The 12,047-nt window shown below is 50.2% G+C and carries 9 protein-coding genes; 3 read left to right on the top strand and 6 right to left on the bottom strand.

Annotation, left to right across the window (positions count from 1 at the left end):
* The first annotated feature begins 121 nt into the window (after window positions 1-121).
* Together MJX74_RS16195 and MJX74_RS16190 are read left to right on the top strand one after the other, a co-directional pair.
* Window positions 122-1,591 carry a protein adenylyltransferase SelO gene (locus MJX74_RS16195; RefSeq protein WP_240224027.1) on the top strand — a complete coding sequence of 490 codons (1,470 nt, stop codon included), beginning with the start codon at window positions 122-124 and terminating at the stop codon, window positions 1,589-1,591.
* Window positions 1,592-1,676: 85 nt separating this feature from the next.
* Entirely contained in the window at window positions 1,677-2,198 is a 522-nt protein-coding gene (locus MJX74_RS16190; RefSeq protein ID WP_240224025.1) for a YgjV family protein, read from the top strand.
* A gap of 26 nt (window positions 2,199-2,224) precedes the next feature.
* Here the strand turns inward: MJX74_RS16190 and MJX74_RS16185 are convergent, their stop codons facing one another.
* The gene (locus MJX74_RS16185) at window positions 2,225-4,906 is read right to left on the bottom strand and encodes a M14 family metallopeptidase (protein ID WP_240224024.1); all 2,682 of its coding nucleotides are present in this window, start codon (window positions 4,904-4,906) and stop codon (window positions 2,225-2,227) included.
* A gap of 164 nt (window positions 4,907-5,070) precedes the next feature.
* Here MJX74_RS16185 and MJX74_RS16180 point away from each other — a divergent pair, with 164 nt between their 5' ends.
* Window positions 5,071-5,901: a CLCA_X family protein gene (locus MJX74_RS16180; RefSeq protein WP_240224022.1), complete on the top strand. Its 831-nt coding sequence runs from the start codon at window positions 5,071-5,073 to the stop codon at window positions 5,899-5,901.
* Here the strand turns inward: MJX74_RS16180 and MJX74_RS16175 are convergent.
* The 5 genes from MJX74_RS16175 to MJX74_RS16155 are packed head-to-tail and all read right to left on the bottom strand — an operon-like array spanning window position 5,894 to window position 11,967.
* On the bottom strand, window positions 5,894-6,637 hold the full coding sequence (locus MJX74_RS16175) for a tyrosine-protein phosphatase (protein WP_240224020.1): 744 nt from the start codon (window positions 6,635-6,637) through the stop codon (window positions 5,894-5,896). The genes MJX74_RS16180 and MJX74_RS16175 overlap by 8 nt on opposite strands.
* A gap of 26 nt (window positions 6,638-6,663) precedes the next feature.
* Window positions 6,664-8,826, bottom strand: coding sequence for a GumC family protein (locus tag MJX74_RS16170; RefSeq protein WP_240224018.1), 2,163 nt, complete (start codon window positions 8,824-8,826; stop codon window positions 6,664-6,666).
* Window positions 8,827-8,828: 2 nt separating this feature from the next.
* Window positions 8,829-9,350, bottom strand: a complete 522-nt coding sequence (locus tag MJX74_RS16165; RefSeq protein ID WP_240224016.1) for a polysaccharide biosynthesis/export family protein — start codon at window positions 9,348-9,350, stop codon at window positions 8,829-8,831.
* 8 nt (window positions 9,351-9,358) lie between these two features.
* On the bottom strand, window positions 9,359-10,558 hold the full coding sequence (locus MJX74_RS16160) for an outer membrane beta-barrel protein (protein WP_240224014.1): 1,200 nt from the start codon (window positions 10,556-10,558) through the stop codon (window positions 9,359-9,361).
* An 11-nt stretch (window positions 10,559-10,569) separates the two neighbouring features.
* Window positions 10,570-11,967 carry an undecaprenyl-phosphate glucose phosphotransferase gene (locus tag MJX74_RS16155; RefSeq protein WP_240224012.1) on the bottom strand — a complete coding sequence of 466 codons (1,398 nt, stop codon included), beginning with the start codon at window positions 11,965-11,967 and terminating at the stop codon, window positions 10,570-10,572.
* Window positions 11,968-12,047: the final 80 nt, after the last annotated feature.

The raw sequence follows: 12,047 nt of genomic DNA, 5'->3' as shown, positions 1-12,047 counted from the left end.
GAATTAAATCACTGGGTTAATAGTATTGAATAGTATTGAAAATTTCAAAAAAGTGTTTTTGTATCTCCAGTTGCAGCTCTGTACACTAAGCTAACACAACACTTCTACTAATAGCTGAGATATGAGCAATTTTACCGTACAACGCAGCCTGGCTGATTTAGGTGCGCCTTTCTCTGTGCCTTGCCCCCCTACCCCAGTGCCGGCGCCGCAGTGGCTGGCGTTTAATGTTGAACTGGCCGCAGAGCTTTGCTTACCACAGCAGTATTGGCGCTCAGATGACGGTCTGGCGGTGTTTAGCGGCAATACCGTGCCGGATTGGGCAAATCCGGTGGCGCATGCTTATGCCGGCCATCAGTTTGGCCATTTTGTACCGCAACTGGGCGATGGCCGGGCTTTGCTGCTGGCGGAAGTTATCAGCGCAGATAACCAGCGCTTTGATATTCAGCTTAAAGGCGCCGGCCAAACGCCGTTTTCCCGCCGTGGCGATGGCCGCGCACCACTGGGGCCGGTGCTGCGTGAATATTTAGTCAGTGAAGCCATGCATGCGTTGGGTGTGCCCACTACCCGCGCTTTGGCAGCAGTACTAACCGGCGATTGGATACAGCGCGAAACCGCGGAGCCGGGAGCCATACTTACCCGGGTGGCCAGCAGCCATATTCGTATTGGCAGTTTTCAGTACCTTGCAGCCAAAGGTGATCATGGCCAGCTGAAAACCTTTGCCGACTATGTAATTAGCCGACACTACCCGGCGTGTGCCAGCGAAGCGAATCCTTATCTGGCTTTGCTTGCTGCTGTGGTTGCAGCACAGGCAAAACTGATTGCTAAGTGGATGAGCCTGGGTTTTATTCATGGCGTAATGAATACCGACAATATGAGCATTAGTGGCGAAACTATCGATTACGGCCCCTGCGCTTTTATGGACAGCTTTAACCCGGCGCAGGTATACAGCTTTATTGATACGCAAGGCCGTTACGCCTGGGGCAACCAGCCACGCATTGCCAGCTGGAACCTGGCACGTTTTGCTGAAACCCTGCTGCCGCTGCTAACTGAACAACCCGAACAGGCGGTAGAGCTTGCTACAGAGGTACTGCAAGGTTTTAACGGCCAGAACGAAGCCGAATTTCTGCGCCTGATGGCGGCGAAAATTGGTATTGTTACTGCAACCGACCCTGACGAAGTGTTAATCCGCGATTTGCTTAACCTGATGAGCGCAAATAAGGCCGATTTTAGCCAGAGCTTTCGTTTGCTTAGCCGCTCGGTAAGCGACACAGCGGCCGGTGCCGCAGCGTTATTTGCAGACAAACAAGGTTGGGCCGATTGGGCAGCAAAATGGCAACAACGCCTTGCTGCACAGGGTATTGATCCGCTACAGGTAAGCCAGCAAATGGATAATACCAATCCGGCGCTTATAGCGCGCAACCACTTAGTTGCTGCCGCTATTACGCAGGCGACAGAGCAAGCCGATTTAACACTGTTTAACCGCCTGCACCAGGCACTGGCAACGCCTTACACCTTGTCAGAAGCTAATGCTGATTTTGCCGTGCCACCGCAGCCACAGCAGCTTATTAAGAATACTTTTTGCGGCACCTGATTATAACTTATGCCATCTACGACAGGCAGATGGCAGTTAAATTCGGTACACTAGCCATCTTATTCGATAACACAGAGCCAGCTCCTTGCCTGACATCACCCTCAGTTTTGCTTTGTCTCAATGTTTAGCTGCGATGGCCTTTATCAGTGGCATTGTGGCTTTTCAGCGCTATGACAGGGCCAGTATGCTGAAATTCTGGTTTGTTTCGGCCCTGCTCAATGCCAGCCATTTTGCTGTGTTAGGCCAGTATGAAGCTGCATGCTTTGTTGGCTTAACTGCGGTGCGTTTTCTGGTAGCAGCGCTAAGCCCGCGTCAGCGCTGGATGTATTGTTTTCTGGCACTATCAACGCTGTTAATTGTAGTTAGCTATACCAGCCCGGTTAACTTGTTACCCTACTTAGCCGCTGTGGTTGGGACTATCGGCAGTTTCCAGAAAAACGTAATACTGGTACGGGCACTGATGGCCGTCGGTGCTACGTCCTGGGTTGTGCATAATCTGTTGGTGGGCTCTCCGGTGGCGGTATTAATGGAACTGGCATTTTTAAGCAGTAATCTGGTGGGTTATATCAGAAGCCGCAGGCAACGCTTACCTGCGGCAAATCATTAAGTGGCAACAATCATTAACTGAATATGTTAGCGCACAGCACCACTGTGCGCCGGGGCCAGTAATACGGCGTTGGCCAATGCGATATGCAGGCCGTTCACATAAGCGCGGTAGTTAGGCTCCTGCGTAAAGCTTATTACCATGCCATTCCCCTGTGGTGCCCACATTAACAGCGGCTTATGCGCTATCTGCTGCTGATTATCCTGCCAGACAAAACCACTGGCTTTTACCTCATCAGCTGCAGCAAATTTCAGCAGGTTACGGCCATGATTGATGGCCAGCGGTTGATAAATCTCGTTACCAACGTACACCGTATTCACGCTGGCCGGTAAGCCTGCTGTTAACCAGTGCGACTGATCCACCTCTGCTTTTGCCAGAAAGCCCGGCACCCAATCCGGCCGTGCCTGCTTGGCTTTCACCATTTGCTGATACTGCTCAGTATTGAGTACTGTGCCGGCAACCTGCTCTTTGTCGCTGGCATCAGCGGCGGGTTCATCGCCGGCTTTGTATTCCCGCTTACTGGCCAGCATTGGCGCTTCACCGCTTAATACAAAGTTAGTTGCGTTACCTAACGTAATTAATACGCCGCCGCGCTCTGTCCAGTGGCGAATATTGTTATAACCAGCTTCCCCCAGCGCCTGCTGGTAACTGCCACCAGCACTCGCTGGCAATAGCAATACCTGATAGCGGCTTAAATCGGCCTGCTTTAACTGCGCCGGCCGGATAGCCGTTACCGGTTGGCCAAGCTCACGCTCCAGCACAAAACGCACACTACCGGCACTTAAGCTGCTGGCGGGTTCATCCCATAACATGGCCACTTTTACCGGTTGCAGCGCCACCATATTGGCAGAGCCGGCATTAGGCCCATCGGTATGCCAGCTGCTGTCTACACCTTGCAGCACAGCACCGCTTTGCGTAGCAACTTTTTCAAGCGTTTGATTAAGCTCATTATTATTATCCGCTCTGGCAATAATTAAACTGCCCGATGGGTAACGCGTACCGTTTTGATGGGTAAAAGGCAAGTCACTGCTGCGCATCACTACACCGGCTTTTAACGCTTCGGCAGCAAACCGGGCGGCATCCATACCATCCCAGGGCAGAATAAAGCCATAGGTCGCATCAGGTCGTGTCAGGCTACCGGGTAAAATGCGTTGGTCTGTTACTGTTACGCCTTCTACTTTTACACTGGCGCGGCATTCGTTCATCTCCAGATTAAACATCAGAGGCAATGACCAGGCCGTTACATCGTATATCTGATCCGGTAAGTTATTTGCCCGCAATGCTTCCTGCTGCTTAATAAATGGCTGGTCCATGGGTACGTCGGTATCCAGCAAAGTGCGCAGTAAATGGTAGGTGCTCTGAGCGCTGTCGATAACATAAGCCCCGCTTTGGTAATCCGTACCACAGGCACTAAATGCTTTTGTTGCCTGAGTAACCTTGATGCCCTGCTCTGTTAACAATGCGGTTAAACGCTGATGCCCGGCTTTATCGCGGCTGGCCGGGAAAATATAGCTGCGGGTTTTGGCTTTGCTGCCTTGTGCCACGGCATCTTTACGGTACTGATAAAACCGCTGCAGCAAGGGTTTGGCGCGCTGGCTGGCGGTTTCCAGTGTAGCCATAAAGGCAACAAAGTTACGCTGAATTCCATCGGAAAAAGTGACAACTGTGCCGTCGCTGCGGCGGTAATGATGGCCGCGGGCAGAGGCCATTTCATAGGTCATGGCAATGCTGCCCTGATACAACGGCCAGCTGGCACCGTAGCCGGGATAAAAGGCATCAAAAATTTCGCGGGTAAAATAGTGGTAGCCAAAGCGGTCAAACCATTTTGCATTGTTTTGCCCCACCCAGTTTAACACTTCACGCTGTGCCTGCTGAATATGTGGGTTGTAAGGCTCTGCTTCCGGGCTGAAATAGTATGTCATATCGCCGCCCATTTCATGCGAATCCACGTACAACAGCGGATAGGTATTCTGCAGCGCTTTAACACGGCCGCGGTTTTCCGGCTGGGTTAAGCTGATCCAATCGCGGTTCATATCAAACAAATAATGATTACTGCGACCATTGGGCCAGGGCTCGTTTTGCTCGGCTGATAAGCGATCATCTGAATGCTCCATACCGGCAGTAGCATAATAGCGGCTGACAAAACGATGATGGCCATCCGGGTTTTGCAACGGGTCAATATATACCAGCGTATTAGAGAGAATATTGCGGGTAAACTCACTTTGGTCGGCCAGTAAATGCCAGGCCAGCGCCATTGAGGACTCTGCCGGGCTTAATTCATTACCGTGCAGGGTATTAGCAATCCATACCGATGCCGGTTGTTGTTCAATCAGGGCTTTTGCGTCTGCCTCGCTGGTATTAAGCGGATTTGCCAGTTTGCGCATATTCTGTTCAAGCTGATCTAAGCGGGAGATATTTTGCTCTGAGCCTATAACCACATAAAACAGCTGCCGTCCCTGCCAGCTCTCACCGTAAGGCACCAGCTTTAGCTGCTGCGGGTATTGCGCTGCCAGGGTGGTAAAATACTGCAGGATTGCCGCTGGCTCGGAGATACGGCTACCCAGTTTATAACCCAACACTTGCTGGGTATCGGGTACGCTGGCGTTGTACTGGCTGCCTGGAAATTCCGGCAATGCTGAAGCAGCAAAGCTGCTGCCTAAAGCGGTAAAAATGGTACTGAGAATAAATGTCCGATGGATATTACTGCGCATGTTGCTCCCATTATTTTTATATATTGTTATAGTGGCAAACTACCTCGGCTCTGCCAGCTTGGCAATGTACTGACAACATTGCTGCGACTAAACACCGATTTTTACCGCCGGTTTGATTACCACCGGCTATTTCGTCCGGACGTAATTATCGTTATGATCGGCGAATGCCTATGTCCGTCCCACGTATTCAGCGTCAATACTATCGTAATGGCCCGCCACATCGCGGTGGCGCCGACGTCAGCTTTGCTGACTTGGTAAAAATTTTTGGTTTTAACAGTATTCATATTGGCCGCTGGGTAAACACCGAAGAGCTGCAACTGGCAGCTAATTTATTCTTCGATGCCTTTTGCGATTTACAACAATTACTGCAGGTACCGCCAGAGGTCATATCATTAAACGGCAGCTTAGCGCTGACTTTTGGCATTGGTGGCCAGCCAGGTGTCTGTGCGCATTATCAGCCGCAGGGCCGAATTCTGGCTTTAGCTAAAAACGCCGGTGGCGGCAGCCTGGCGCACGAGTGGTTTCATGCCTTTGATCATTATATTGCCAGCAAAATGTTTGACAAGACAGCTACGCGTAACCAGTTTTCCAGTTCAGCCTGGCTGCAAAGCCAGCCTATAATTACGCATTATCTCAATGAGTTACTAAGCTCAGCCTACCAAATGTTGTTCTTATCGGCAGACGGTAAAAATGAAAGCACATTTTTTGCCCATTGCCGGCAACTGGACTCCAGCCGCAACCGCCTGTACCTGGCGATGCCGGAGGAAATGGCGGCCAGAGCCTTTGAAAAAATGCTGCAAATGCAAAGCCTGAAAAACAGTTTTCTGGTTTCTGGTACGCTAAAAAGCAAAGCTGCAGAGCTGGGGGTGTATCCTGACGATGCCCTTAGCACTGAACTTGCCAGTTTATGGCTGCAATACTTTCGGTTGTTGGGGCAAGGGCTGCGCCAGAAAAGCTCAGCAACAACAGTTAGTGCAGATGGACATTTTAGTTAAGCAAGATACCGGCAGCAAATACCGGCTCTGCCAGTTGTGCCGGGTTAAGCATACATAATTGCCGGGCTTGTTCTTCACCCACCAGCTGACAACTGTGCTGGTATGCCTGCTGTAGTTTAGGCGGGCGGCGTTTAACAGAGTGAGCGTCGCTGGCAATAACATGATAAATGCCCTGCTTTAGCCATTGCTGCGCTAAGGCTTTAACATCCTGCCCCATATCACCGTCAAGCGCTGCCGCGGTTAACTGAAACAGGCAACCGGCTTTAATAAAGGGCTTAATTTTATCCGGTGCGGCCAGCAAATCGCGGTTTCGTTCCGGGTGTGCCAGCATAACTGTAATATCGTGCCGTGCCAGCCATGCCAAAAGTTTATCGCTCCCCGCCGGAATATGGCTGTGCGGCAACTCCAGTAACAGCACCTTATTACCCTGATAACGGCCAATAAAAGGCATTTGTTGCTGTTCTATCAATGGCAATATTTCTGCACCGATCCTAACCTCGGCAGCAGCAGCCAGCGTTATGTCGATACCTGCCTCACTTGCAGCCTGTTGCAGCGCGGCTATGGCTTCGTTTATCGAGGCAGCACTGTTGTTATAACGCCCGGCATGCAGGTGCGGAGTCGCCAGCATATGACTGATACCCTGCTGCTGTGCCAGTTGCAGCAAAGCCAGCGCTTCTGTCATATCTTTGGCACCATCATCAACGCCAGGCAATATATGGTTATGCAGATCAAACATAATCATACCGCCTGCCGGTAAGGTGTTTAGACACCATAGTTTGCATAATAAGGCTCGGCTTTATTCATTTTCATCTGGTTTAACACTACACCATACACCCTTGCATGTGCCTGATGTAATTGTCCCAGCGTATGTTGCACCAGCGGAATGCGGGTATGATCTGCTTTGACTACGAGCACCACGGCATCAGCGTGCGGTGCAACCAGCAGCGGATCGCTAACTGCCTGAACCGGTGCGGTATCAATAATAATTTTGTCGTAGCGCCCTTTTAGCTCTGTCAGCAAGCTTTGCAAGCCATTTCCCGCCAGTAGCTCCATTGGGTTTAACGGTATGGCGCCAGCTGGCATAACATCAACGCCTTCCTGCACATCTTTAACAATACATTCGTCCAGTGTTGCGGTGCGCGACAATATATTCGCCAAACCACTTTGATATAGTGGTAAATTAAACCGTGATCCCACTGAAGGCTTACGCAAATCGGCATCAATTAACAGCACACGCTCCAGCGCAGCAAAAGCAAACGCCAGATTGATACTCACGGTGGTTTTACCTTCCTGCGGCTGCGACGAGGTAATTTCAATCACCTGTAAAGGTTTATCCAGGGCCATTAATGATAAGGCAGTACGGATATTACGCACCGATTCACTGTAACGGCGTTGTTTCGGATCAAAATACGCCAGGCTGCGCTGTTGAACATTTTTCTTTTTATGGCCTTTAGGTAAGTAACCCAACGCACATTGGGCTAGTGCTTGCTCTACGTCTGCAGTATTTTTAATGGTGTCGTTAAACATATCCTGCAATAAAGCGATGATGGCGCCAAGCAATAACGTTGTGATAAAAGTTAGCATTACTATCAGCTTTTTATTCGGCTTAACCGGCTCAGACGGTAATACGGCACGGTCAGTAAAGCGGGCGATAGGCGCGTCGAAATCGCCGGTTACTTCAGTTTCTTTTTGCCGGGCGAAAAAGCTGTCAAACAGCAGTTGATTGGTTTCTACTTCACGCTGTAACCGGCGATAATCTGATTCCACCGAGCCCAGGCTGGAAAACGCCGTTTTGGTGCGGCTAAATTGCTGCTCCAGCGAAGACAAACGCCTCGCCGCGCTTTGTGCTTCTTTCTCGATACCTTCAATCAGGCGGTTTATTTGTTGGCGCAGGCTGTTATTTACCGTTAGCAGTTCGGCTTGTACGGCAATCATTTTCGGGTGTTTAGGCCCGTACACCTTATTCAGCTCAGAATACTTACGCTCTACCGCCATAACCTCACGCTTAACGTTTTGTACCGACGGGTGCGAGGTGATCTCAGGCAGGCTTTCCAGGCCCGATACATCGCGTTGGTCAAACTGACGCACCAGCGCTAAAAAGCCTTCAGCTTTGGCTTTTTTTGACCGCGCATCTGTCAGCTCTTCGTTTAGCCGCTCCAGCTCGCGGGCATCCAGCGCAGTTACGCCTTCTACATCAACCAGATTATGTTGTGCACGAAACGCTTCAAGCCGGGTTTCTGATTGCTCTAACCGCTCACGCAGCTCACCAATACGGCCACCCAGCCAACTACTGGCTTTTTGCGTAATACCCAGGCGGGCATCAAGCTGGCTGGCAATATAGGCATCGCCAATAGCATTGGCCACAGCCTGCGCCAGGCGTGGATCAGACGACTGATAACTCAGGTTTACCAGTTGGGTTTTACGTACCGGGTTAATCTGAATACCGCTGCTAAATTTGTCCAGCCTGCGCTTATGCGTTAAAGCGCTGCTGAGCTCACTGTCAACCGGAGCTACTTTTGGCGGGCTTAACAGCGATGTAATATAGGCTTTGGCTTTGTTGCTCAACGACGGTTTGCCCTGCAGTGCAGGATGTCCGGCCAGTGACAGCTCATCAAATACCCGTTCAGCTATAGAGCGTGATTTTAGAATTTCAAACTGTGTCAGGTAATATTCCTGCTGCGCCGAGTTAAAGCCGTATACTTCTTCAATTTTTATCGCTCTGGCCTGCTGTGCCTCAATAAGTAAGGTGGCAGTAGAGCGGTATATTGGTGTCATATTTTGCGCAATGCTGGCGGCTAAAATTGCGCTGCTAACGGCCAGTATTAATATACGCCATTTAAAGCGGCCAATTACGCCAAACAGCTTACTGACATCAACCAGTTGCTCACCGGATGCCAGCGGTTTTTCATTCGAATATACAGCCATAATCAGAAAAATCTCTGTTCGATAGTAATAGTATCACCCGCCAGAATGCGGCTGCTCAGGCTGCCGCTTTCGTGCTGGTTTTTGTCACCTTCACGTGAAATGCGGATTTTTTCTTTGGATGCACGCTCTGTCATGCCGCCAGCCAGCGCAATGGCCTGGTTTACCGTCATTCCCGGCTGGTACGGATAGGCGCCGGGCTGCTTTACTTCACCGTGAATATAAAACGGCCGGTACTCTACCATGCCAACAAACACATTAGGTTCAACCAGATAATCGCCTTTGAGGCCCTGATAAATTAACGTTTCAACCTGTTTGATGCTTTTTCCGCTTAGCTGCAACTTACCCAGAAACGGATAGTTTATTGTGCCGCTGTCGGTTAAGCGGGTTTCCAGCTCCAGATCATCCTGCCCGTACACTTTAATGACGACAAGATCACCAGGCCCCAACACATATTGCTCCTGTGCACTTAACGGCCAGCCGATAAACAAACACAGTAATACCGCGGCAATAACACGATTTGACATCTTGATCCTCATAACGCGAACTGCACAGCGAAAAACACTTCATTTTTATCAAATTCAATGTTCGCCACTGAAGAATTGTTACGGTGTAGCCGGATACCGGCATTAAGCAGCAATTGCGGCAACAGCGAGTATTTGCCACTTAATTGGTAGCTGGTTAGCCTGTCACGCCGGTCAAAGCCGGTATAGTCGTCGTTTGTCCGTTTCACGCCAAGACTGCTGCTGAGCAACGGTTGCCACTGGTGAGTCCAGAACAGGCTGTAATGGGTTTCTTTGACAAAATCACCCTGAGTATCAGGCTCTTTTGACTGACGGCCGGTACTAAGATTAAAACGTGAATAGCTCAGCGGCGCCCACTGCACGGCCATCTCCCAGGCCAGGCCAGAGAAATCCTGGCGTTGCGGGTTATCAAACTGGCGGTTCTGGTAGCCAAGCCGTAGCTCTGCGGAAGTTAGCTCACTGGGTTGCCAGCGCGCGCCCAAACGGTAATTCATTGTGTCGCTATCCCGGCTGCCGCTGATATCGGTATTATCGTACCGGGTGTGTAAACGGCTGATTTCTGTGATCAGGCGGGTATTGGCACCGGTGTTGTAATACAGCTCTGTGCCGAGTTTAATACTGTGGTAAGTCCGAAACTGAGTCAGCGCTTCATAGTTACGATAATCTTTATCGTAGTAGGCCGTGAGTAAACGCAACCGGGTGCGGCTGCTTTGGGCGCCATATTCATATGCGCCCTGCACATTTAGCAGGCGCACATCGGCCGGTTCAGTAAGGGCATTACCCTGCCCTTCGGTAATGCCGGTACCTCTGGCCTCGTGTGCTGCAGCATAACGGCCTTTCACATCAAACCGATGCCGGTCCGATAATTCTACTAACGCCGCTGTACTGAAATTCCAGTCCAGATAGCTGTCATCACGGCTGCTAAGATAGCTGCCGGATGCCAATTCCAGTGCAGCCTGATACTCGTTAGGGCCAGATAATAACTGCGCAGTAAGCTTGGGCGTTAACAACGAAATCCAGCTACTGCGCTCAGCTTCGGGCGCATTAGCGATATTGTCATCGTGGCGCAGCTCAAAACGCAGCTCCGGAATAAAGTCGATACCAGATTCAGTTCTGATGGCATTGCGCACCAGCTCTTGTGCAGATAAATCTATACTGCCAAACAACAACACCGCCAGCACCGACCGACACAAGATCACATTACAATACATCTGTCTTCCTGTTAGTACGCATTTTTATCAACAAAGCCTTTAAACACCGTTTTAAATACAATACGTACATCAAAAAACAGTGACCAGTTACGGATATAATCTAAATCGTATTTTACCCGCATCTCCATTTTTTCCAGGGTGTCGGTTTCACCACGCCAGCCGTTGATCTGTGCCCAGCCGGTAATACCAGGGCGAACTTTGTGGCGCAGCATGTAATACGCCACCTGCTTGCGGTACTCTTCGTTATGCGCCACGGCATGAGGTCTCGGCCCGACAACCGACATTTCACCCAGCAGCACATTGAAAAACTGCGGCAGTTCGTCCAGCGACGTACGGCGTAAAAAGGCTCCTACAGCAGTAACCCTGCTGTCATTGCGTTTGGCCTGGGTTACGGCACCGCCATTTTCCATCACTTTCATCGAGCGGAATTTGTATACACCAATTCTCTTACCGTCCAGGCCGTAACGATCCTGACGAAACAATACCGGTCCTTTGGACGTAAGTTTAATCGCTGCGGCAATCATCATCAGCAACGGCGAAATAAGTAACAACACAGTACCGCTGAACAACACATCGAAACTGCGCTTGTAAAAGCTCTGAAAACCAAACATCGGTGATTCAAACACACTGATAGTGTCGATACTGCCCACGTTACCGATACGGGCATGCATCAGGTTTTTAAACAGGAAGTCTGGTACTATCAGCACATCAGAAGTGGTATCTCCCAGACGGCTGATAATGTCGGCAATGCGTTTTTCCGCCATCATCGGTAAACAGATATAAATTTTAACCAGTTTGCCGGCACGGGCCATTTGTACCGCATCTTCTACACTGCCCAGCAGTGACTCTGTTGGCAGGTCGTCCAGACGCTCTGGCGCGCGGTCATCAAAAAAGCCGATACAGTTAAAGCCCAGTTCAAAGTGCTGTGAAATTTCGTTATGCAGTGCTACCCCAGACGGGGTTAAACCAATAATCGCTACCTGTTGCAGGCTTAAACCACGCTTACGGCGCCAGGTTTTTATCGCCCTGGCCGACACCCGCCACAACAGCAGTACTACCAAGCCGCCCAGATACCAGCTAACTAATGCCAGACGCGAAAAACTCTCAGCTTCTTTTAACAAAAACAAGCCGGCGACAATTAATAAGAATGACACAGTGTGAATGGTGGCAACATGCATCAACATCTGCGAAAACCGGCCTGCCCGCCACGAGCGGTAAAGCTGCACCGATTCGGCAAGGTAGGAATATATTGCCAGCGAGACGCTGAGCAATATCAGATAATCTTTATCAAGTGGTATGCCGTACAGGTGCATACTGGCGAGAAATACGCCGCACAAAATCATCAGATCAATAAAACGGTATACCACTGATGAGCCCGGTTGCTCATAATGTAATATTGAGTTAGTCATCTCTGGTGCTCCGCATTCGCTGTTGTAGAAAGAAAAGTAACACGCCGCTACGGCTGGCAATTCACTTTGCTATTTTTACT

It is taken from the genome of Rheinheimera hassiensis, from assembly GCF_022436675.1.
GTDB classification, from domain to species: Bacteria; Pseudomonadota; Gammaproteobacteria; order Enterobacterales; family Alteromonadaceae; genus Alishewanella; species Alishewanella hassiensis.
This window is presented reverse-complemented; position numbering and strand designations above follow the sequence as displayed.